The following is a 22,191-nucleotide window of genomic DNA, read 5'->3' as shown; positions in this document are numbered from 1 at the left end:
CCGAACATGGCCATTCAAGAGTTCACCCTGCCCGACCCCGGTGAAGGGCTCGTCGAGGCCGAGATCGTGACGTGGCACGTCGCCGTAGGCGACACCGTCGACGTCAACCAGGTCGTCCTCGAGATCGAGACGGCGAAGTCGCTCGTCGAACTGCCCATCCCATGGGCCGGGACGGTCGCATCGATCCTCGTGCCCGAGGGCGAGACGGTCGAGGTCGGCACGCCGATCGTCACGATCGACGTCGGCGGCTATACAGCCCCTGCGGACGGTGGCGCTGCCGGTGCCGCCGATGACGCTTCCGGAGCTGCCGACGGTGGCGAGGTCGCGGCCGAGATGCAGACGGCGGCCGACGTCGCGCCCGCCGAGACCGGCGAGTCGGATGACGAGCCGCAGCAGAAGACGCTCGTCGGCTACGGCCCGACGCCGTCGAGCTCGACGCGCCGCGCTCGTCGCGGCCGTGGAGCCGGTGGCGGCGCGTCGGGTGGCGGCACGCTCGCCGCCCCCGCGACGCGCGGGTTCGCGAAGCAGCAGGGCGTCGACATCGATACTGTCGAACCCTCGCGAGAGGACGGCGTCGTCACTCGGGACGACGTGAAGAAGGCCGGGGGTTCAAACGCGCCCGCGGCGATGTCGACGCCGAGCGCCCCATCAGCGCCGAGTGCGGACACCGTCGCGAAGGCTGCGGCCAGTGCCCCGTCGGTGCGCCCCGACAAGCCGACGGCTGCAGCTCCGGCCCCGGCCGGTCTGAGCGACGAGCGCATCCCGATCAAGGGCGTGCGCAAGGTGACGGCGCAGGCCATGGTGAGCAGCGCGTTCACGGCGCCGCACGTCACGGAGTTCCTCACCGTCGACATGACGCGCACGATGGAGTTCGTCCGCGAGCTGCAGGGCATGCGCGAGCTCAAGGACATCAAGGTGACGCCGCTGCTCGTCGTCGCGAAGGCGTGCCTCATCGCGATGCAGCGTGAGCCGATGATGAACGCACTGTGGGACGACGCGAACGGCGAGATCGTCATGCGTTCCGAGGTGAACCTCGGCATCGCCGCGGCCACCGACCGTGGGCTGCTCGTGCCGAACGTCAAGGACGCCGGCCGCTTCGGCCTCGGCGACCTGGGGCGTGAGATCGCGAAGCTCGTCGAGATCGCACGTCACGGCAAGCCGAGCCCGGCCATCCTCAACGGCGGCACGTTCACGATCTCGAACATCGGTGTCTTCGGCGTCGATTCGGGCACGCCGATCATCAAGCCCGGTGAGAGCGGCATCCTCGCCATCGGCACGGTGCGTCCGATGCCGTGGGTCGTCGAGAACGAGCGCGGCGAGCAGGAGATGGTGATCCGCCAGATCGCGCAGCTGTCCTTGAGCTTCGACCACCGCATCATCGACGGCGACGTCGGTTCGCGGTATCTGTCGACCGTCGGCCAGATCCTCGAGAACCCTGCGAAGGCGATGCTCTGGGGCTGATTTCGCTCCCTCGTTCGGCCGGCTGAGTCACGTCGTGCCACCTGCGTCACTCTGACTGACTCGTGGGGCACGAAGTGACTCAGCTGCGCCCTGAGCTTCCTCGGTGCGTGAGCCGTGGAGGGCGTGCAGATCCGCCGCGAGGCGCGCGTAGGCGTGACGCTTGGCCCACTCGGCCTTCTTGCGCTCCGAGCGTCTGCGGTTGCGATCCGCGGTGACGCCCCAGAACGCGGCCGCGACGATGGGTACCCACACCTTCGGGTGCTCGAGCAACCATGCGAGCCAGCCCGGTGGGGTCCACGACGGCAGCCTGGGCCACGGGATCGACGGCAGGTCGACCGAGGGCCACGAGACGCTCGGCCATGGGATCTCGGGCCAGTCGATGTCCGGCACGAGTGATGCCATCCACGCGATGATCGGGCCGAAGATCCACGCGAGCAATCGCGCGACGAGGGGACCGAGGACGAGCACGCTGACCGCCCATCCACTCTTGCCGAGCCCGCCGAGGATCGGGTACAGCACCCGCTTGAGCGGCGACGAATCCATCGCGGCGTACCGATGTGCCGCCATCGAACCCACCGGCGCCTCGAAGGCGGTGACCCCGCCGTCGTCGCGCAGCTGGACGTCCATGACGTACCCGCGCACCGGGTTGACGCTCACCTCGACGCGCGGCTTCTCCGTCGCCTGGGTGTGCTCGGTGAAGTGCCCGTCGGGTGTGGAACGCACGAGGCGGATCTTGACGTTGCCGATGCTGCGGCGGCGGGCGAACACCACCCCGTCACGCATGAGCACGAGCCCTGGGCGCGCCCACTCATCGTCGAGGCCGAGATGGGTGCGCAGCTTCTCCTTTCGCCCCGGCGAGAGGGGCAGACGCTCGCCTGCCCGGCGGCGGGTGCTGCCGCGGGCGCGACTGGCACCGGCCGGCGTGACGACCGGCGCACCCGTCGAAGATCCTTTGACCCCGTGCCCCTCGTCGCCCACCGGCGACGCGCCCGTGCCGTCATCGTCGCGGCCGGGATCCGGTGCGCCGGGTGTGAATCCCGGGTCGACGGTACGGAGTTCGTCAGCCGACCCGGCGTAGGCCTCCAACGTTCCGCGTTCGGGGTGATCGAGCTGCCAGTGCTCCATGCCTGTCCCTCCCTCGGCCCGGCGTGCGGCGCCGACGATGAACCGCCCATTCAAACATCGGGTGCGCCGAAGACGAGTGATGCCCACCCTGACCAGGTCGGGGTGGGCATCACTCAGCGTGCGTCGCGAGCAGCCGTCACTCGTCGTGGGAGGCGTGACGAGCGACCGAGTGATCGACCTGCTCGCCGTGCTTGCGCGCCTCGACGCGCGCGATGGCGGCGGCGACGGCGTCGCTCACGTCATCGTGCGTCTCGTCGGCGGGTGTCGAACCTGTGTCCACGCCACCGTCGGCTTCGGTGTCGGCGCGACGTGCCGCGCCACCGTCAGCGGCGAGCTCGGCGTTCGACTTGTCCTGCGCCGCGGCCGCGGCCGCGGCCATCGCCGATTGCTTGCGCAACTCGATCTTCGGCAGGAACAGCAGGGTGATGAAACCGAGCAGTGCGATGCCGGAGGCGAGCAGGAACACGTGGTCCATCGACTGCGCGAAGCCTGCCTCGAACGGGTGGGCAACAGCCTTCGGCAGGCGAGCGATGACGGAGGAGTCCTCGCTCACGTTGTTCAGGGCGCCGCCGCCGGACTTCGGGTTCGCCAGGCTCTGCAGGATGCCGTAGGCGTGCTCGTCCTTCATGAGCTCCTTGTCGGCGAGACCGCTCTTGAGGGCCTGCTGGAACGCGGGCGTCTTCGCCTCGTCGGTGAGGTTCGTCTTGATGTTACCGCCGACCGTCGAGAACAGCATCGACAAGAAGATGGCGACGCCGACGGTTCCACCGATCTGACGGAAGAACGTGGCGGACGAGGTGGCCATGCCGATCTCGCGGGGGCTGACGGCGTTCTGCACGATGAGCGTCAGCGCCTGCATGCAGTTGCCGAGGCCGATGCCGACGATGGCCATGAACACCATGACCTGCCACAGCGGCGTGTCGGCGCTGATCGTGTGCAGCAGGAACATGCCGACGGCGACGATGGCGGTGCCGATGATCGGGAACTCGCGCACGCGACCCGTACGAGCCGTCAACTGGCCGGCTGTGATGGAGGCCGTCATCATGCCGGCGACGAGCGGCAGCATCATGAGGCCCGACTTCATCGGGGAGGCGTTGTGCACGATCTGCATGTAGAGCGGCAGCATCATCATGGCGCCGAACATCGCCATGCCGATGATGACGGAGGCGACGACGGTGACCGTCACGGCACGGTGGCGGAAGATGCGCAGCGGGATGAGGGCTTCGTCCTTCATCTTCGCCTCGGCGAGGACGAAAGCGATGAGGCCGAGGATGCCGATGGCGAAGCAGGCGATCGACTTGCCCGAACCCCAGCCCCACGTGCGTCCCTGCTCGGCGACGGTCAGCAGCGGCACGAGGCCGACCGTGAGCGCGACGGCGCCCCAGTAGTCGATGCGGTGGTCCTGACGCGTGTGCTCGAGGTGCAGGGTGCGGGCGACGACGAGGAAAGCGACGATGCCGATCGGCACGTTGATGAGGAAGACCCAGCGCCAGCCGGTGAGACCGAGGATGTGGCCCTGCTCGGCGAAGAAGCCACCGATGACGGGGCCGAGGACGGAGCTCGTCGCGAAGACGGCGAGGAAGTAACCCTGGTACTTGGCGCGTTCGCGCGGCGGCAGGATGTCACCGATGATCGCGAGGGCCAGCGACATGAGGCCACCGGCGCCGATGCCCTGGATGGCGCGGAACGCGGCAAGCATGTACATGCTGTTCGCGAATGAGCATGCGAGCGAGCCGATGACGAAGATGACGATCGCGAACAGGTAGAACCCGCGGCGGCCGAAGATGTCGGAGAGCTTGCCGTACAGCGGGGTCGCGATGGTCGAGGTGATGAGGTAGGCCGTCGTCACCCAGGCCTGCGCGGAGAGGCCGTGCAGGTCGTCACCGATGGTGCGGATGGCGGTGGAGACGATCGTCTGGTCGAGTGCGGCCAGGAACATGCCCATCATGAGACCCGCGAGGATCGTCATGATCTGGCCGTGCGAGAGCCCTGCCGAGCTCGATTGCTGCGCGGGTGGCGCAGCGGTCTGTGCAGACAAGAGGGTGCCTTTCGACGTTCAGGCTGGGGGACGGAGGGGAGTGGGTTGCCCGGCGCGGGGCGTGCAGCCGCCCTGGTAGGCATCGAGCGATGCGGTGAACTTGAGCAGCAGGTGCTGGAACTCGCGGGCTTCCGCGGTGCTCCAGTCGGTGAGCAGGTTCTGCATCCACGCGGCGCGATCCTCGCGCAGTGTGCTGACGAGTTCGCGCGCGTCGGGCGTCAGGGTGACGAGTTGCGCGCGACCGTCCTGCGGATCACAGATCTTGGTGACGAGGCCGCCGTCGGTGAGTGCGCTCACCTGGCGACTGACCGTCGAGACGTCGGAGTGGACGATGTCGGCGAGGGCCGAGACGCGCAGCGGCTCCGCCTCGAGGGCGTAGAGCAGGGGCAGCGCGCCGTGGTCGGCGTGCGGGTGGGGTCGTGGCAACTTGCGCTTGTGCGCGCTCATCGCCTTCGCGGCCCCGACGAAGGATGTCGCGATGTCGCGTGCGACGGGGAGGTCGACGGTCACTTCGGTTCCTTGAGGGGAGGGAGTGCCCAAGAATGCTTGGGCTGCACAACTATATGTTTGGTTGTGCCATGCAAGCAAATTAAATGGGGTGGGGTCGATCGGATGGATGGATGGGTCGCCGGGCCGCGCGGGCCCTGTCGGGCATGTCGACGCCGGACGTGCGGGGATCGGGTGGCGCGAGGGGTTGTCACCGGGCCCGCGTAGGCTGGGCGCATGAGTTCGAGCGCCACGAAACCCACCCCGTCTGCCCCCACAGGGCCGCTCGGTGGCGGGCGTCTGCTCGCGGCTGCGATGGCGCTCGCGGTCGCCGTAGCAGCCGGCGCCGTCGTGTTCACCGGAGCGAGCAAGGCGCAGCAGCTGCTCGACGCCGGCGCGATCGTGCGCTGGGGCATCGCTCTGTTCAAGCCCGCGGCGGACGTCGCGATGGCGGCGACCATCGGCTTCACCGGGCTCGGTGCGTTTCTCGTCGCCGAGGGCCACAAGACGATGCGGGTCGCGCGCATCGGGCGCTGGGCCTCGATCAGCGCAGCCCTGTGGTTCGGCGCGACCCTCGTCGTCAGCTACCTCAGCTACGGCGACCTGGCCGGCATCCCCGTCGGTTCGCGCGGGTACACGGGTCAGTGGTGGAGCAACACGTGGCAGCTGGAGATCCTGCGCAACCCGATGCTGACGGCGATCGCGGCGCTCGTCATCGCGGTGGTCTGCTGGTGGCACTCCTCGCGCACGAGCCTGGCATGGATGACGGCACTCGGTCTGCTCGCGCTGTGGCCGATCGCGTTGAGCGGCCACGCCGCCGGTTCGAGCGATCACGAGACGGCTGTCGACTCGCTCATCATGCACCTCGTCCCCGTGACGCTCTGGGTGGGCGGCATCATCGCCCTCGGCGTCATGTGGGGCCGCCTCGGCAAGGCCGCGGCGGCGTCGGTGCGGCGCTACTCGAGCGTCGCGACGTGGTGCGTCGGCTTCGTCGCTTTCTCCGGCGTGCTCGCCTCGACGCTGCGCGTACCCGACCTCAGCCAGTACGTGACGACGCGCTACGGCCTCGTCATCGTCGCGAAGGCACTGTGCCTCGTCGTGCTCGGCGCGCTCGGGCTCATGCAGCGACGCCGTGTCGTCGCCGTCCTCGAACGTGACGCGAGCGACCGGCCCAGCAAGGCGCTGTTCGCCCGGCTCGCCCTCGTCGAGGCGCTCGTCATGGGCGCGACGATGGGCCTCGCTGCGGCGCTAGCGCGCTCCGCGCCGCCGTCAGGGCAGGTCGTCGAGAGCGCCGACCCGGTCGTCGCGCTCACCGGATACCCGGCGCCGCCCGCTCTGACGCCCGCGAACTTCTTCTCGCAGTGGCGCATCGAGTGGCTGATGACGACGTTCGCCGTCATCGCCATCGTCCAGTACGTGCGCTGGGCTGTGCGCCTGCACCGCCGCGGCGACCACTGGCCGATCCACCGCACGATCCTGTGGGTGCTCGCTTGGCTCGTGTTCATCGTGACGATCGACAGCGGCGCCGGGGTCTACGGACGCGTCATGATGAGCGTCCACATGGCCGGACACATGGTCATCTCGATGACGGTGCCGATCCTGCTCGTCATGGCCGCGCCCGTCACCCTCATGCTGCGGGCATGGCCCAAGCGCTCCGACGGCACACGCGGACCGCGCGAGGTGCTGCTGTCGGTCGTGCACAGCCGTTACCTCAACGTCGTCGCCAACCCTGCTGTCAGCTCGGCCCTGTTCTTCGTCAGCCTCATCGTCTTCTACTACACGCCGTTCTTCGAGCTGGCGCTGCGCACGCACACCGGGCACATCCTCATGAACATCCACTTCCTCGTCAGTGGCTACCTGTTCGCGTGGGCCCTGATCGGCATCGACCCCGGCCCCAAGAAGTGGCCGGCGCCGCTGCGGCTGCTCGTGCTGCTCATCACGATCACGTTCCACGCGTTCTTCGGTGTCGCGATGATGACGGGTAGCACGTTGCTCGCGCCCTCGTTCTTCACCGCGCTGCACTACGTCTCGGATCCGCTGCGCGACCAGCAGGCCGCCGGAACGATCACGTGGGGCTCCGGTGAGGGCCCGACATTCTTGCTCGCCATGGTCGTCGCCGCGCAGTGGTACCGATCCGACCGCATCGAGGGTCAGCGCGCGGAGCGTCGTGCCGAACGCGACGGTGACGCTGAGCTCAAGGCCTACAACGCCTACCTCGCCTCGCGGGGTGGTCAGGGTGGTCAGGCTGCGTCCCCCGGTCAGACGGAGGGTGAAGAACCGGCCCGTCAGATGTCGTCGAGCACGACGGAAGCATCGTCGTCGACTACGGTCGAAGGTGAGCACGACGAACGTCCCGAGCAGCCCTCTGGGCGCGGCGAATCCGGCCGCGTCACCGTCGGGGGCATCGACAAGGAGTAGCCATGCGCGTCGCCGTCATCCAGCTTGCGTACACCGATTCGGAGCCGATGGGGGCGCGCATCGAACGCGTCGCGTCGCTCGTCGAGTCGCAGAAGGGCGCCGACCTCGTCGTGCTGCCGGAACTGTGGAGCGCCGGAGGTTTCGACTACCCGGCGTGGAACGAGAAGGCGCAGAACGTCGAAGGACCCGTCGCGCGGGTGTTGTCAGAGGCCGCGGCGAACGTCGGCGCATTCGTGCACGCCGGCTCGATCATCGAGAAGCCCGGCGAGAAGGGCCCCGAGGGGCGCGGGCTGTGGAACACCTCGCTGATGTTCGACCGTGACGGCGACCTCGTCGGCACCTACCGCAAGATCCACCGATTCGGCTTCGGCAACGGCGAACCCAAACTGCTCGAAGCCGGCGAGGAGGTCATCGTCCTCGACCTGGCGCTGGGTGACATGGCCGGTGGTGGCAGGGCCGGTGGCGCCATGGCCGCCGAAGTCGCAGTCGACGACGGCGCCGTCTGCGACCCGGCGAACCCGGAGGCCTGCGTCGAGGCGTCACAGAGCGAATGGGCGATGGGCGCCGAACTGGCCGGGGTCAACCTCGACGGCGACATGAGCACCTCCAGCGAGGTGGACGATGCCCCCGCCGCGAGTGTCGCCGACGATGCGAGGGGTGGTGCGGCTGCGCCCGACGGCCACGTCAAGGTTGGTCTGTCGACGTGCTACGACCTGCGTTTTCCCGAGTTGTACCGCAAGCAGGTCGACGCGGGCGCCCAGGTGTTCGTCATCCCTGCCGCTTGGCCGGCTGCGCGCGTCGCGGCGTGGCGCACGCTGCTGCACGCCCGCGCCATCGAGAACCAGGTGTTCGTCATCGCCTGCAACACCGCCGGCACGCACGCCGGTACAGAGATGGGCGGTAATTCGGCCATCGTCTCGCCGACCGGTGAGGTGCTCGCCGAAGCCGGGCGCGGCGAACGCACCATCACCCTCGACATCGACCTCGACGACGTCGCGGCGGCCCGCGCGGCCTTCCCGGTGCTGGCCGACCGTCGCCTCTGAACCTCGCTTCGGATGTTGTGTCATGAACGCGCGCCATACCGCGCGTTCATGACACAAGATCCGGTTGTCCACAGGGGCCTCAGCGCGCGCCACCCCGATTCGGGCACGCTCGGAGGGTGACTTCAGCGCAGACGACCCACGCCCACGCCTGTGAACTGGCGTCCGCGACGTTCGGGGTGGTGTCGCGGGGGTAGCTGCGTCAAGTGGGCGGTCACGCGTCATCAGATCCTGACGCACGTGGTCGCGGGGCGATTGCGCGTGCTCGGGACGCAGGCGGTGCACGTGCTCGCAGCCGGGTGGTGGGACGAGCGATCACCCATCGTGGCCGCCGTGCTCAACGCCGGCGATTCCGCCTGGGCTGACGGCGAGAGCGCGCTGATGCTGGCAGGCCTGCGCGGTTGGCGTCATGGGCGCGCAGTGATCGTGCGGCGGCGACCGTCCTCAGCATGGTGGCGCAACAACGAATGGCGCGGCCCGAGGCGATGATGCACGCCCTGCGGCTGCTGCCCAAGCTCAAGCGTCGGGTGTTGATCGGCGAGGTGCCCGGCGACGTGAGTCAGCCTTGGCCGGTGCAGCCGCTGATCTTGCGTCGTGAACGCGCGGTATTGCATGCGTTCGTGACGCAAGATCGGGCGCGTAGGGTGGCGGTCATGAAACTTCGGGCGCCGGAACTGACAGGGCGGGGCTGGCTCAACACCGGCGGCGCCGACATCACGCTGACGAGCCTGCGCGGCAAGGTCGTCGTCCTCGACTTCTGGACGTTCTGCTGCATCAACTGTCTCCACGTGCTCGATGAATTGCGCCCGCTCGAGGAGAAATACGGCGACCAGCTCGTCCTCATCGGCGTGCACTCGCCGAAGTTCGAGCACGAGGCCGATCGCGATGCCCTCGAAGCCGCCGTCGAGCGGTACGCGGTGCACCACCCCGTCCTCGACGACCCCGACCTCACGACGTGGCAGGCGTACGCGGCGCGCGCGTGGCCGACGCTCGTCGTCCTCGACCCGGAGGGCTACATCGTCGCGTCGATGTCCGGTGAAGGACACGCGCACGGATTGAGCGTGCTCATCGACGACCTCATCGCCGAGCACACGACCAAGGGGACGCTGCGTCGCGGTGACGGTCCGTACGTCGCGCCGCCTGCCCCCGAGACGTTGCTGCGTTTCCCGGGAAAGGTCATCACCGCGCCAGCTCGCCCGGTGCAGGCGCAGCCCACGGTCCGCCAGAGCGCGGACGACGCCGCCGCTTCCGCGGGTGCCGGGGAGCACCTGACGAGCGGGGGTTTCTTCGTCAGCGACACCGCGCACCACCAGGTCGTGCACCTCGCCGAGGACGGCCAGACGGAGCTCGCGCGCTACGGCGGCCCGGGGGTGTTCAACGAACCACAGGGGCTGTTGCTCCTTCCCGAAGAGGCTCGCGCACGCACCGGCGACGACCTGCTCGTCGCGGACAGCGTCAACCACGAGATCAAGGCGATTCGGTTGAGTGACGGGCGGATTCGCGCCGTCGCGGGCACAGGCGAGCAGCTGCGCGAACGTGACGGCGGCGGCCCGGCGCTGCGTCAGGCGCTGTCGACGCCGTGGGATCTCGCGTGGTGGCACGACCGCGTCATCATCGCGATGGCGGGCACGCACCAGCTGTGGGCGCTGCATCTGGGCGAGAGCCCCGAGCTCAACACCGTCGCCGTGCTCGCCGGCACGAGCAACGAGGGCATCCGCGACGGCGCCGCTCACGACGCCTGGTTCGCGCAGCCCAGCGGTCTCGCGACGAGCGCGGACGGCTCACACGTCTGGGTCGCCGACTCCGAGACGAGTGCCTTGCGCAGCCTCAGCGTGAGCGACGAGGGTTTCGAGGTGACGACCCACGTCGGGCAAGGGTTGTTCGACTTCGGCCACGTCGACGGCGCGGCTGACGCGGCGCTGCTGCAGCATCCCCTCGGTGTCACGGAACTACCCGACGGATCCGTCGCCGTCGCCGACACGTACAACGGCGCGATTCGGCGCTTCGACCCGTCGAGCGGCGAGGTGACGACGCTCGCCACGGGCCTGGCCGAACCGAGCGACGTCATCGTCGTCCCGGGGGAGGTGGGCGCGGATGCGCACCTGCTCGTCGTCGAGTCGAACGCCCATCGTCTGACGCCGGTGGCGCTGACCGCCGAAGCGCAACGCATCGAGGGCGATGCGCAGCAGACGCAGCGCCCGCCGAGCGAGATCGCCTCGGGCGCAGTGGAACTCGTCGTCACGTTCACGCCGCCGGCGGGGCAGAAACTCGACCACCGTTACGGCGACCCGACGATGCTGCAGGTGAGCAGCTCTCCCGAGGCGTTCCTACGCGACGGAGCGGGCAAGCAGCAGGGGCTCACGCGCACGCTGACGATCGACGAGAGCGTCGGCTCGGCCATCCTGCACGTCAGCGTCCGCGCAGCCGCCTGCGACGGCGACCCCGACACCGGCGAGGTGCCCGAGCACGCCGCCTGCCATCTTTACCAACAGGATTGGGGCATCCCCCTCGTCATCACCGGCGACGGCCCCCGCACGCTGACGCTCGACCTGCGCGGCGTCTGACGCTCACGTCGGCTCTTGCCGGCCCCGGGAGCTGCAACTCGGCGATGCGGGGTCGCCGCTCTCAGGCAGTGCGCCCGCATGGGCGGTGTTCAGCACGTCGAGTAATCGATGCTCCGCCGACGTGACGTCAGCACCCCTTCGAAGCGTGCCCCCCCCGGGCGTCAGACCAGCGGAGCGTAGAAGTACGTCTGGCGGTAGGCGATGTGATCGCCGGCGCCGAAGCGGAAGAAGTCGGCGAACTCGAGGTGCGCGTCGCTGCCGTCCTTGAGCACCCCGTTGAACGCGCCGCGCACGAACGCCTCGTCGCCGTCGATGAGCAGTGACGTGACGCTGTGGCGCCCCGATTCGATGACGCGATCGCCCGAGTAGAACGCCCGCAGCGCCTCGCGGCCGGCCATGGGTTCGTATCCGGGGCGGCAGTAGGTGGCGTCGTCGGTGAAGATGTCGAGCACGCCCTCGACGTCGCCGGCGTCGACGACCTCGTAGTAGCGGCGGATGTGAGCGTCGCGGGATTCGCGCTGCATTCGGGTGTCCTCTCGTCACGTGGGTGTGGCGGCCGAGCATCGTCCGTCCGTCGCCACCGCCATGCGGTCGGCCCGAGCCGACCGCATGCCGTGTATCGCTGTCCGACCTCAACCTAGTGCGCGAGTCTCACCGCGGCTAGGCTGCCGCGATGACAGAAGCATCGCTGCCCAATGCGTCGGTGGCACCCGCGACGGGGACGTCGGTCGCCGCACGCCTCGACCGGCTCCCGATCACACGCAAGCATCTGCTCGCCACGGGCGTCATCGGCCTCGGGTTGTTCTTCGACGCGTACGAGAATTTTCTCGCCTCGACGATCGCCGCGGTGCTGAAGGAAGACTTCGCGCTGAAGGGCGACGTGCTCAAGTGGGTGCTCGCGTCGGCGTTCATCGGGCAGTTCATTGGGGCGCTGTTCATGGGGCGCCTCGCCGACCGCATCGGGCGGCGCAAGGCGTTCATGGTCAACCTCGCGCTCTACTCGGCGTTCTCGCTCGCGGGCGCGTTCAGCCCGAACGCGGCGTGGCTCGTCATCACGCGGTTCTTCGCGGGCATCGGCATCGGCGGCGAGTACGCGCTCGGCGACTCCTACCTGTCCGACATCCTGCCGAAGAACAAGCGCGGGCAGTTCATCTCGTGGGCGTACACGATCAGCTTCCTCGGGGTGCCGACGGTCGGCTTCCTCGCGCGCTGGCTCGTGCCGATGACGCCGTTCGGCGTCGACGGGTGGCGCTGGCTGTTCGTCTTCGGCGCGATCGGCTCGATCGTCGTGTGGGCCGTGCGTACCGGGTTGCCCGAGTCGCCACGCTGGCTCGAGGCGCAGGGCCGTCACGACGAGGCCGACGCGATCACCCGCGAGTTCGAGGACGCCGCGCGCGCCGAGGGCCACACCCTCGCCGAGCCGGACGCGTCGCTCACGCCCGTCGCGTCCCGTCAGGTCTCGATGGCGTCGCTGTTCAAGGCGCCGTACACGAAGCGCACGATCATGTTGTGGCTGCTGTCGGCCCTCGAGGTGTTCGGCTACTACGGCTTCGGGACAGTGGCGCCGCTCGTCCTCGTCGCGAAGGGCTACAGCGTCACGAGCTCGCTGCTGTTCGTCGCGCTCAGCTACCTCGGCTACCCGCTCGGGTCGCTGCTGGCCGTACCGATCGTCGAGCGCATCGAGCGCAAGTACCTCGTCATGGCGACGGCGACGCTCATGGCGATCTTCGGCATGTGGTTCGGATTCGCGTCGTCGACGGCTCAGATCATCGCCGCCGGCTTCCTGTACTCGTGCGCGTCGAACCTGTTCTCGAACGCGTACCACGTGTATCTCGCCGATTCGTACCCGACGGCGATCCGTGGCACGGCTGCCGGCGCGGCGTACTCGTTGAGCAAGCTCGTCACGGCGTTCCTGCCGTTCATCCTGCTGCCGGTGCTCGAAGACCACGGCAGTACACCGGTGTTCGTCATCGTTGCCGTCGCGATGGGCTTGCTCGTCGTGACGGTGGGGGCGCTCGGTCACCGCAGCACGGGGCGTAGCGCGGACGCGGTGTGACGGATGCCCGAGGCGCCGCGGAACCACCACCGAGGCACCACCTGGATCCGTCGCCCGAACCCGACGACAATGGGCCCATGACTCGCACGCTGCACGTCCTCAACGGCCCAAACCTCAACCTGCTCGGTGAGCGCGAACCGTCGATCTACGGCGCCGACACCCTCGCTGACGTCGAGACGCTCGCCGCGCGGGTCGGTGACGAGCTGGGGTTCGGCGTCGAGTGCTTCCAGAGCAACCACGAGGGGGCGCTCGTCGACGAGATCCAGCGCATCCGTCACGACAGCGCGGGCATCGTCATCAACGCGGGGGCGTACACGCACACGAGTGTCGCCATCCGGGATGCTCTCGCGAGTGTCGAGGCGCCGTTCGTCGAGGTGCACATCTCGAACGTCCATGCGCGCGAGGCGTTTCGGCACCACTCGTACTTGAGCGACAAGGCGGTGGCCGTCATCGTCGGGTGTGGTGTCCAGGGCTACGAATTCGCGCTGCGTCGCCTGGCTGCGCTCGCCGCGACCCCCTGACCCAACTGCGATTCCTGTCCACATCTGCGATTTTCTCCACATTCGTCGGACGTGGTGTTCGGTACCGACGCACGGCTGACTCGGGCGGACGCGTCGCCCGACGCACAGGACCAAGGTCGCGGACGGGTTGTCACCGCTCTCGCCTAGGGTGGAAACCATGACGCGCAGTGTCTTCGTCACCTCAGCCGAAGGTGAAACCGGCAAGTCCACCGTGGCCTACGGGCTGCTCGACCTCCTCTCGCGCCAGGCCGGGCGCATCGCGATCTTCCGGCCCGTCGCCACCAGCTCCCGCGACAAGGTCGTCGACCTGCTGCTGTCGCACCCGGCCGTCGACCAGGCCTACGACGACGCGCTCGGCGTCACCTACGACCAGATGCACGATGACGAGTCGGGCTCGCTCGCAACGATCCTGGCCCGTTTTGACGAGGTGTCCGCCGACGCCGATCTCGTCATGGTGCTCGGCAGCGACTTCGCGGACGTCTCGACCGGCCGCGAAGCCGAGATCAATGCCATGGTCGCCGCGAACCTCGGCGCGCCCGTCGTCCTCGTCGTCCATGGGCGCGAGCGCACACCCGAGCAGATCGCGCAGGTCGCCGTCATGGGTTGCGAGCAGTTGCGCGCGAGGCACGCAACGCCCGTCGCGATCGTCGTCAACCGCGCCACGAGCGGTGACGTCACCGGCATCCGCCTCGCACTGACGAAGGACGCCGAGACGGCGTCCGTGCCCGTCGCCGGCGTCATTCCCGAGGTTCCGTTGCTCGTCGCACCCACCGTCGCGGCGCTCGCAGAAGCCGCCGGCGCCGAGCTGTGGCGCGGCAATCCTGAGTGGCTGCAGCGCGAGTCGCGCGGGTTCGTCGTCGCTGCGATGTCACTGCCGAACGTGCTGACGCGCCTCGTCGAGGACGTCACCGTCATCGCCCCCGGCGACCGCTACGACATCCTGCCCGGGCTCGTCCTCGCGCATCAGTCCGGCACGTTCCCCGGGCTCGCCGCCATTGTCCTGACGGGCGGTTATCGCCCGCCGGAGAGCGTGCAGCAGCTGCTCGACGGCACGAAGCTCGACGTGCCGATCCTCGTGACAGATTCGGGCACCTTCGAGACGACGGCAGCCCTGGCGCGCACGCGCAGCGCCCTCAGCTCCGGCAGTGTCGTGAAGAAGCAGACGGCGCTGCGTGCGTTCGGCGAAGCCATCGACGCCGACGGCCTCCTCGCCGCCATGGACATCGACGAGGCGGCCGCCGTCACGCCACTGATGTTCGGCCACCGTCTGCTCGATCGCGCGCGCAGCGCCCGCAAGCACATCGTCCTGCCCGAGGGTGACGATCTGCGCATCCTCAAGGCTGCCGACGAGGTGCTGCGCGGCGGCATCGCGCAACTGACGATCCTCGGTGACGAGACGCAGATCAAGGCGCTCGCGAGCAGCAACGGCCTCGACATCTCGTCCGCCTCGATCGTCTCCCCGCACGACGAGGAGCTCGTCGAGAAGTTCGCCGCCGAGTACGCCGAGATCCGCAAGAAGAAGGGCGTGACGATCGAGCTGGCCCGCGAGACGGTGCAGGATGTGTCGTACTTCGGCACGATGATGGTGCACCTCGGGCTCGCCGACGGCATGGTGAGCGGCGCCGCGCACACGACGGCCCACACGATCAAGCCGAGCTTCGAGATCATCAAGACAGCCCCCGACGCGGACATCGTCAGCTCCGTGTTCCTCATGGCGCTCGCCGATCAGGTGCTCGTCTACGGTGACTGCGCCGTCAACCCCGACCCGAACGCCGAGCAACTCGCCGACATCGCGATCAGTTCGGCGAAGACGGCGTCGGCGTTCGGCATCGAGCCGCGTGTCGCGATGCTGTCGTACTCGACGGGCACCTCGGGCAGCGGCGCCGACGTCGAGAAGGTCCGCGCTGCAACCGAACTCGTGCGCGAGCGCGCGCCGGAAGTCGCCGTCGACGGGCCGATCCAGTACGACGCGGCCGTCGAACCGAGCGTCGCGAAGTCGAAGATGCCCGACTCGCCCGTCGCAGGGCGCGCGACGGTGTTGATCTTCCCCGACCTCAACACCGGCAACAACACGTACAAGGCCGTGCAGCGCTCGGCGGGTGCCGTCGCCATGGGCCCGGTGCTGCAGGGGCTCAACAAGCCCGTCAACGACCTGTCGCGCGGCGCGCTCGTCGAGGACATCGTCAACACCATCGCCATCACGGCCGTGCAGGCGCAGGAGGAGAAGGCATGAACGACGTGGCGCAGGCGCCGAGCAGCGAGCGGGACGGCGGGGCCGGCAACGTCCTCGTCATCAACGCGGGGTCGAGTTCGCTCAAGTACCAGATCGTCGACCCGGTGACGGGGGAGTTCGTCGTCAAGGGCCTCGCCGAGCGCGTCGGCGACTCGGGCGGCACGATCACGCACGAGTACCGCAGCGAGAAGACGACGCACGACGTCGACATGGCCGACCACGGCGTCGCCCTCGAGGAGATGACGAAGGTCATGGCCGAGACGGGGTTGCCGATCGAGGACGCGGACGTCGTCGTCGTGGGTCACCGCGTCGTGCACGGCGGGCGCAACTTCACGGGCCCCGAGATGATCACCGACTACGTGCTCGACGAGATCAAACGCCTCGGAACCCTTGCGCCGCTGCACAATCCGGCGCACGCGCTCGGCATCGAGGCGGCTCGGCGCATCTTTCCCGACCTGCCGCAGGTCGCCGTGTTCGACACCGGGTTCTTCTCGACGTTGCCCGCCTCCGCGTACACCTACGCGATCGACGCGAAGCTCGCGAAGGAGCACGCCATCCGTCGCTACGGCTTCCACGGCACGTCGCACGAGTACGTCTCGGCGCGGGTCGCACAGTTTCTCGAACGTCCCGTCGAGGGGTTCAAGCAGATCATCTGCCATCTCGGCAACGGCGCGTCGATCTCGGCGATCGACGGGGGCCGCGCCGTCGACACGTCGATGGGCATGACGCCGCTCGAGGGCCTCGTCATGGGCACGCGTGGTGGCGACATGGACCCGGCCGTCGTCCTGCACCTCAACCGTGTCGCGGGGCTCGGCGTCGACGAGATCGACACGCTGCTCAACAAGAAGTCGGGCATCCTCGGGCTGACGGGGTCAGGCGACTTCCGCGACCTCATGCGGCGCGTCGACGACGGTGACGAGACGGCGCAGCTCGCATTCGACGTCTACGTGCACCGGCTCGTCAAGTACATCGGCGCGTACGCGGCGGCGCTCGAGGGCGTCGACGTCATCACGTTCACCGCCGGCGTCGGCGAGAACAACGCCGCCATCCGCGAGGCCGTGTGTCGCCGTCTCGGGTGGCTCGGCGTGACGTTCGACGCAGTCGCCAACAGCGCCGACGATCATGACGCGCGCATCATCTCCGCGGCAGGATCGCCTGTGACCGTGTGCGTCGTCCCGACGAACGAAGAGCTTGCCATCGCGCGTCACGCGGTGGCGGCGATCGACGCCTGACGCGCGCCCCCATTCGCTGCAGTTGCGCACCGAGTGGGTCGCGGTGCGCCTCCCCACATCGTGCGTCTACGCGTCATGTGGGGCGTCGCGGAATCGCTGCGGCCCGGCTCCCTTCGTGAGGGAGCCGGGCCGCAGCGGTTCTGGTCGAGACCGGTGAGGTCAGATCAGAAAGCGCTCTCCGGGACGTCCATGAGCGAGCCGTCCTCGGCGATGGTGATGGCCTTCTCCGACGCCATGCGCGGCAGCACGGTGCGCGCGAAGAACTGCGCCGCGGCAACCTTGCCGGTGTAGAAGTCGGTGTCCTTGCCGGCGTCGCCCGCCTCGAGGCGGGCCTGCGCGACGATGGCGGCCCGCAGCAGCAGCCAGCCGATGACGACGTCGCCCGCAGCGAGCAGCAGACGCGTCGACGTCAGGCCGATCTTGTACGCCTCGGCCGGCTTCTCGAGCGAACCCATCGCGGCGCCGAACATGAACTCACCCATGTCCTTGAGGTCCGTCGCGGCCTGCGCGAGCAGACCCGCCTCACGCTTGAGGGCCTCGGGAGCCTGGCCGATCGTCGTCTCGATCTCCTTCTGCAGCATGCCGAGGGCGACACCCTGATCCTTGACGATCTTGCGGAAGAAGAAGTCGAGGCCCTGGATGGCCGTCGTGCCTTCGTAGAGCGTGTCGATCTTTGCGTCACGCACGTACTGCTCGAGCGGGTACTCCTTGAGGAAGCCCGACCCGCCGTACGTCTGCAGCGACTCGGTGCCGAGCAGCACCCACGCGCGCTCCGAACCGACGCCCTTGACGATGGGCAGCAGCAGGTCGTTGAGGCGCGCCGCCATCTCGGCGGGGCTGCCCTCCTCCAGCTCGGCGGCCGGGTTGCCCTTCGTCGCCTGGTCGACGACGTCCTGCTGGCACGCGGTGTACATGACGAGCGAACGCAGACCCTCGGCGTAGGCCTTCTGCAGCATGAGGCTGCGGCGCACGTCCGGGTGGTGCGTGATCGTGACGCGCGGCGCGTCCTTCTGCGGCGTCGTCATGTCGGCACCCTGGACGCGCTCCTTGGCGTACTCGAGCGCGTTGAGGTAGCCGGTCGACAGCGTCGCGATCGCCTTCGTGCCGACGAACATGCGGGCGTTCTCGATGACCTTGAACATCTGCGCGATGCCGTCGTGGACGTCGCCGAGCAGCGTGCCGACGGCGGGGGCACCGTCACCGAACGTCACCTCGCACGTCGTGGAGACCTTGAGGCCCATCTTGTCCTCGACGTTCGTCACGTATGCGCCGTTGCGCTCGCCGAGCTCACCCGTCTCGAGGTCGACGTGGAACTTCGGGACGATGAACAGCGACAGGCCCTTCGTGCCGGGGCCGGCACCCTCGGGGCGGGCGAGGACGAAGTGGACGACGTTGTCGACCATGTCCGACTCGGCCGAGGTGATGAAGCGCTTGACGCCCGTGATGTTCCACGTGCCGTCGTCGTTCTGCGTGGCCTTCGTGCGGCCGGCGCCGACGTCAGAACCGGCGTCGGGCTCGGTCAGCACCATCGTGCAGTGCCAGCCACCGTCGACGATGTGCTTGGCGAGCTTCTTCTGCTCGTCGTTGCCCATGAAGTACAGCAGCGACGCGAACGCGTAGCTCGCGGAGAACATGTGGACGGCCGGGTTGGCGCCGCAGACGAGTTCGGCGAGCGACCAGCGCACGGACGGCGGCACCTTCATGCCGTCGAGCTCGACGGGGGCGTCGAGCATGCCCCAGCCGGCGTCGATGTACGACTTGTACGACTTCTTGAACGACTCCGGCATCGTGACCGACTTGGTCTCCGGGTCGTAGACCGGGGGGTTGCGGTCGGAGTCGATGAGGCTCGCCGCGAGGTCACCCTCGGCGAGCTTCGCGACCTGGCCGATGATGTCCTTCGCGACGTCGACGTCGACGTCCTCGTAGATGCCGGTGCCCAGCACGTCCTGACGGTTGAAGACCTCGAAGAGGTTGAACTCAAGGTCGCGAACGTTGCTCTTGTAGTGAGACAAGATGTCCTCCGAGATCGGTAGGGGTGCAGCGCGATGGTCCAGGCGCTACTCGCCGGTAAGTCTACTCATGAGTACGTGAGGTTGTGCTGAGTGCTCGGTTTGCCTCGCCGGTGGGGAGCCCGGACGATGGAGGCATGACCCCTCGAAGCCCTGACGCACGTGGTGCTGCAGCGAACGCTGACGTGCCCGCGGGCGCGATCCCGAGCGAAACACGCCGCGACGCAGCGCTAGCGCGACTGCGGGCGCGCGGAGAACGCGTGACGCCTGGACGACGAGCCGTCCTCGACGTGTTGAGCCGCGAACCGGGTCACATCGACGCCGACGCCGTCGCGGCGCTCGTCGACGAGGTCGAACCGGGTATCCACCGCGCGACGATCTACCGCTCGCTGCAGGCTCTCGTCGACGCTGACATCGTCACGCACACCCACGTTCCGGGCGGCGCGACGATCTACCACCTGGCGGCCGACGTGGCGCGTGAGGGGGCGAAGGCCGATGTTGGTGCATCGGATGGGGACTCGGGGGAGGGCGATGCCGCCGGGCACGAGGTCACCGGGCACGTGGCCGAGCCTCACGCCCACGCGCACCTGCAGTGCGACACGTGCGGGCGCTTCGTCGACGTCGACGTGGCCGAGTTCGCGCCACTCGCCGCAAGAATCAAGGAGCTGACGGGGTTCACGCTCGACGCCGAGCACGGGGCGCTGCTGGGGCGGTGTGCGCAGTGCTCGAAGGAGCCACAGCCGACCTCGCGTCCCGGCGAGGCCGAGCAAGAATGACGAAAGGGGCCGGATCCCATCGGATCCGGCCCCTTTCACATGCTTGGAGCGAGTGACGAGAATCGAACTCGCGTATTCAGCTTGGGAAGCTGATGTTCTACCATTGAACTACACTCGCGAGCCCCGCCACGGCGGGGTTCTTGCCTGTCCGGCGCCCGTCCTGGTGAACGTCCGGCGCGTCGATCAAGCGCCTCGTACTCTAGCGCGTCCGCGCCGTACGTGCATGTCATGACGGACGGTGTGTCGGTCTCTCGCCACCGACGGCGCCGATGAGTGAGAGCGGGGCCGCGGCAGACGCGCGTCGATTACCGTAGCCGTGTGCTGCTTTCGGACCGTGACATCAAGAGCCAGATCGATTCCGGCCGGGTCGTGCTCGACCCGTACGAACCGTCGATGATCCAGCCGTCGAGCATCGACGTGCGCCTCGACAAGTTCTTCCGGTTGTTCGACAACCACAAGTACCCCTTCATCGACCCCGCCGCCGAGCAGCCGGAACTGACGCGCCTCGTCGAGGTCGACGCGTCCGAGCCGTTCATCCTGCACCCCGGCGAGTTCGTCCTCGGCTCGACCTACGAGCAGATCACGCTGCCCGATGACGTCGCCGCTCGTGTCGAGGGCAAGTCGTCGCTTGGTCGCCTCGGATTGCTGACGCACGCGACGGCGGGCTTCGTCGACCCCGGTTTCTCCGGCCACGTGACGCTCGAGTTGAGCAACGTCGCGACGCTGCCCATCAAGCTGTGGCCGGGCATGAAGATCGGCCAGCTGTGCTTCTTCCAGCTGACGTCCCCCGCCGAACACCCTTACGGCAGCTCCGAATACGGCTCGCACTACCAGGGCCAGCGCGGCCCCACCGCGAGCCGCAGTTTCTCCTCCTTCCACCGCACCGACGTCTGACGATGGCCGACGAGAGCGACGACGACGTCACGTCGCTGCCGGCGCGCGCGGCCGTCGAGCTCAGCCGTCGTCTCGGCTCCGAGCTCGAGGTCGCCCCGGGGCAAGCAGATTCTCCGCGCGTACCGGACGGTGAAGCCACCCCCGTCGACGAGACCTCCCTCGGCGACAAAGTGGTCGGCCTCGCCGCCGACGCCGCCGATGCGCTGCTGCGCGACGACGAACTCGGCGACGAGGCGCTCGACGGTGTCACCGTCGATGACGACGCCGACGCCGTGAGGGCACCGCAGCGTGCCGCAACGACGCGTCGCGAGTCCGACGTGCTGGCGTCCACCAACCCGCCGACGCCCATGCCGCACGTGCATCGTCCTGAGGGTGAGGACGACGGGGACGAGCAGGATGACGGCAGGGCGGACCGCGACGGCGGGCGGGCCGGCGCCGGGGGTGCCGCCGCTCCTGACGCTCCCGCGCAAGACGGTTCGGCTGCCGTCGACGCCCCCCTGAGCGTGGAGGCGCCACAGCGTCCGGCGACGACGAAGCGCGGTGGTGCGGCCGTCGTCGCGAGTCCGTTGCTGACGATGCCGCGCGTGCGTCACCCCGAGGCGATCGTGCTGTTCGTCCACGGAGGCGACGTCGAAGGTCACCTGCGGATGCGTCGCGGTGACCCCGCCTACCTGCGCATCGTGCCGTTCGCGCGCGACGTCGAGCGTCGTAGCCACGGCCGAATCGGGGGTGCGACGCTGCGCCTCGCCGTCCGTGGGTGGAACGAGCCGGAGAAGCCGGCCGTCGAGGACACACGCTGGGCTCTCGGCGAGCTGCGCGATCGCTACCCGGGCGTGCCGATCGCCATCGCCGGCCACTCGATGGGTGGGCGGGTCGCGCTCGACATCGCGAGCAGCGAGGACGTCGCCGCCGTCGTGGCGCTCGCGCCGTGGGCGGCAGAAGCGTCCGAGCCCGCGACGTTCCGCACCATCCCGCTGCTCGGCATCCACGGCCGACGCGACACCGTGACCAACCCCGTCGCGACGAAGAAGCTCATCGACGACGTCGCGGCCCTCGGGGGCGACGCCCGCTTCGTCTCGATGCCGGGCTGGCACGCGATGCTGTGGGGCGCGCCGCGCTGGCACCGTGAGACGTCGCGGTTCCTCATCGACCACTTGCTCGACGGTGCCGCCCCGGGTGACGGCGACCGCGCCATCCCCGCAACCGGTGTGGAGAACGTCGAGACGTAGAGCGCCGGGGACGAAACCGTCAGCCCGGCCTCCAGGCCCTGACGGCGCACCGGCAGCGGCCCCGCGACTGCAGACGAAAATCGCCGGTGGGGACAGTAATCGCGGAGGG

Annotated in this window: 16 protein-coding genes and 1 tRNA gene; 11 read left to right on the top strand and 6 right to left on the bottom strand. The window is 68.8% G+C overall.

The genetic code is table 11. The features are described from left to right. The first annotated feature begins 6 nt into the window (after positions 1 to 6). Positions 7 to 1,461 (top strand): dihydrolipoamide acetyltransferase family protein, encoded by a 1,455-nt coding sequence (locus J4Z35_RS04580; RefSeq protein WP_208065378.1) that lies wholly within the window; start codon positions 7 to 9, stop codon positions 1,459 to 1,461. A 27-nt stretch (positions 1,462 to 1,488) separates the two neighbouring features. Here the strand turns inward: J4Z35_RS04580 and J4Z35_RS04575 are convergent, their stop codons facing one another. The 3 genes from J4Z35_RS04575 to J4Z35_RS04565 form a co-directional block, all read right to left on the bottom strand. Continuing rightward, the gene (locus tag J4Z35_RS04575) at positions 1,489 to 2,586 is read right to left on the bottom strand and encodes a hypothetical protein (RefSeq protein ID WP_208065377.1); all 1,098 of its coding nucleotides are present in this window, start codon (positions 2,584 to 2,586) and stop codon (positions 1,489 to 1,491) included. 136 nt (positions 2,587 to 2,722) lie between these two features. Further along, positions 2,723 to 4,624, bottom strand: coding sequence for an MDR family MFS transporter (locus J4Z35_RS04570; protein WP_208065376.1), 1,902 nt, complete (start codon positions 4,622 to 4,624; stop codon positions 2,723 to 2,725). 18 nt (positions 4,625 to 4,642) lie between these two features. Further along, on the bottom strand, positions 4,643 to 5,134 hold the full coding sequence (locus J4Z35_RS04565; protein WP_062256553.1) for a MarR family transcriptional regulator: 492 nt from the start codon (positions 5,132 to 5,134) through the stop codon (positions 4,643 to 4,645). Positions 5,135 to 5,347: 213 nt separating this feature from the next. Between J4Z35_RS04565 and J4Z35_RS04560 the strand changes: the two genes are divergently transcribed. From J4Z35_RS04560 to J4Z35_RS04550, 3 genes are all read left to right on the top strand, one after another. Next, on the top strand, positions 5,348 to 7,528 hold the full coding sequence (locus tag J4Z35_RS04560) for a cytochrome c oxidase assembly protein (RefSeq protein WP_208065375.1): 2,181 nt from the start codon (positions 5,348 to 5,350) through the stop codon (positions 7,526 to 7,528). 2 nt (positions 7,529 to 7,530) lie between these two features. Further along, a complete protein-coding gene (locus J4Z35_RS04555; protein ID WP_208065374.1) occupies positions 7,531 to 8,571 on the top strand; it encodes a nitrilase-related carbon-nitrogen hydrolase in 1,041 nt (346 codons plus the stop codon). A gap of 650 nt (positions 8,572 to 9,221) precedes the next feature. Then, the gene (locus J4Z35_RS04550; protein ID WP_208065373.1) at positions 9,222 to 11,132 is read left to right on the top strand and encodes an NHL domain-containing thioredoxin family protein; all 1,911 of its coding nucleotides are present in this window, start codon (positions 9,222 to 9,224) and stop codon (positions 11,130 to 11,132) included. Between the two features lie 161 nt (positions 11,133 to 11,293). On the opposite strand, the gene J4Z35_RS04545 is transcribed toward J4Z35_RS04550, so the two are convergent. Continuing rightward, positions 11,294 to 11,656: a nuclear transport factor 2 family protein gene (locus tag J4Z35_RS04545; RefSeq protein WP_208065372.1), complete on the bottom strand. Its 363-nt coding sequence runs from the start codon at positions 11,654 to 11,656 to the stop codon at positions 11,294 to 11,296. Positions 11,657 to 11,805: 149 nt separating this feature from the next. Here J4Z35_RS04545 and J4Z35_RS04540 point away from each other — a divergent pair, with 149 nt between their 5' ends. The 4 genes from J4Z35_RS04540 (at position 11,806) to J4Z35_RS04525 (ending at position 17,174) form a co-directional block, all read left to right on the top strand. Next, positions 11,806 to 13,188, top strand: a complete 1,383-nt coding sequence (locus J4Z35_RS04540) for an MFS transporter (protein ID WP_208065371.1) — start codon at positions 11,806 to 11,808, stop codon at positions 13,186 to 13,188. A gap of 77 nt (positions 13,189 to 13,265) precedes the next feature. Beyond that, positions 13,266 to 13,709, top strand: a complete 444-nt coding sequence (gene aroQ / locus J4Z35_RS04535) for a type II 3-dehydroquinate dehydratase (protein ID WP_208065370.1) — start codon at positions 13,266 to 13,268, stop codon at positions 13,707 to 13,709. A 157-nt stretch (positions 13,710 to 13,866) separates the two neighbouring features. Next, positions 13,867 to 15,942 (top strand): phosphate acetyltransferase, encoded by a 2,076-nt coding sequence (gene pta, locus J4Z35_RS04530; protein ID WP_208065369.1) that lies wholly within the window; start codon positions 13,867 to 13,869, stop codon positions 15,940 to 15,942. Then, complete coding sequence (locus J4Z35_RS04525; RefSeq protein WP_006947118.1) at positions 15,939 to 17,174, top strand: acetate kinase; 1,236 nt, start codon at positions 15,939 to 15,941, stop codon at positions 17,172 to 17,174. Before pta ends, J4Z35_RS04525 begins: the two co-directional genes overlap by 4 nt. 164 nt (positions 17,175 to 17,338) lie before the next feature. Here the strand turns inward: J4Z35_RS04525 and J4Z35_RS04520 are convergent, their stop codons facing one another. Next, positions 17,339 to 19,186 (bottom strand): acyl-CoA dehydrogenase, encoded by a 1,848-nt coding sequence (locus J4Z35_RS04520; protein ID WP_006946982.1) that lies wholly within the window; start codon positions 19,184 to 19,186, stop codon positions 17,339 to 17,341. 257 nt (positions 19,187 to 19,443) lie between these two features. Between J4Z35_RS04520 and J4Z35_RS04515 the strand changes: the two genes are divergently transcribed. Then, positions 19,444 to 19,959 carry a transcriptional repressor gene (locus J4Z35_RS04515; protein WP_254653998.1) on the top strand — a complete coding sequence of 172 codons (516 nt, stop codon included), beginning with the start codon at positions 19,444 to 19,446 and terminating at the stop codon, positions 19,957 to 19,959. Positions 19,960 to 20,003: 44 nt separating this feature from the next. Here J4Z35_RS04515 and J4Z35_RS04510 read toward each other — a convergent pair. Then, positions 20,004 to 20,077, bottom strand: a tRNA-Gly gene (locus J4Z35_RS04510). Between the two features lie 200 nt (positions 20,078 to 20,277). Between J4Z35_RS04510 and dcd the strand changes: the two genes are divergently transcribed. Together dcd and J4Z35_RS04500 are read left to right on the top strand one after the other, a co-directional pair. Further along, positions 20,278 to 20,853, top strand: a complete 576-nt coding sequence (gene dcd, locus J4Z35_RS04505) for a dCTP deaminase (protein ID WP_006947114.1) — start codon at positions 20,278 to 20,280, stop codon at positions 20,851 to 20,853. 2 nt (positions 20,854 to 20,855) lie between these two features. Next, positions 20,856 to 22,082: an alpha/beta hydrolase gene (locus tag J4Z35_RS04500; protein WP_208065368.1), complete on the top strand. Its 1,227-nt coding sequence runs from the start codon at positions 20,856 to 20,858 to the stop codon at positions 22,080 to 22,082. The last annotated feature ends 109 nt before the right edge of the window (positions 22,083 to 22,191 follow it).

Source organism: Dermacoccus sp. NHGro5 (assembly GCF_017565385.1).
In the GTDB taxonomy this organism is placed as follows: domain Bacteria; phylum Actinomycetota; class Actinomycetes; order Actinomycetales; family Dermatophilaceae; genus Dermacoccus; species Dermacoccus nishinomiyaensis.
Note: the sequence above shows the minus strand (reverse complement) of the source record. Positions and strands in the feature narration are given on the sequence as shown.

Coding starts and splice junctions, on each gene's coding strand:
- aroQ (WP_208065370.1), top strand. CDS start 13,266: ATGACTCGCACGCTGCACGTCCTCAACGGCCCAAACCTCAACCTGCTC.
- J4Z35_RS04550 (WP_208065373.1), top strand. CDS start 9,222: ATGAAACTTCGGGCGCCGGAACTGACAGGGCGGGGCTGGCTCAACACC.
- J4Z35_RS04525 (WP_006947118.1), top strand. CDS start 15,939: ATGAACGACGTGGCGCAGGCGCCGAGCAGCGAGCGGGACGGCGGGGCC.
- J4Z35_RS04545 (WP_208065372.1), bottom strand. CDS start 11,656: ATGCAGCGCGAATCCCGCGACGCTCACATCCGCCGCTACTACGAGGTC.
- J4Z35_RS04555 (WP_208065374.1), top strand. CDS start 7,531: ATGCGCGTCGCCGTCATCCAGCTTGCGTACACCGATTCGGAGCCGATG.
- J4Z35_RS04560 (WP_208065375.1), top strand. CDS start 5,348: ATGAGTTCGAGCGCCACGAAACCCACCCCGTCTGCCCCCACAGGGCCG.
- J4Z35_RS04500 (WP_208065368.1), top strand. CDS start 20,856: ATGGCCGACGAGAGCGACGACGACGTCACGTCGCTGCCGGCGCGCGCG.
- J4Z35_RS04575 (WP_208065377.1), bottom strand. CDS start 2,586: ATGGAGCACTGGCAGCTCGATCACCCCGAACGCGGAACGTTGGAGGCC.
- J4Z35_RS04540 (WP_208065371.1), top strand. CDS start 11,806: ATGACAGAAGCATCGCTGCCCAATGCGTCGGTGGCACCCGCGACGGGG.
- J4Z35_RS04580 (WP_208065378.1), top strand. CDS start 7: ATGGCCATTCAAGAGTTCACCCTGCCCGACCCCGGTGAAGGGCTCGTC.
- pta (WP_208065369.1), top strand. CDS start 13,867: ATGACGCGCAGTGTCTTCGTCACCTCAGCCGAAGGTGAAACCGGCAAG.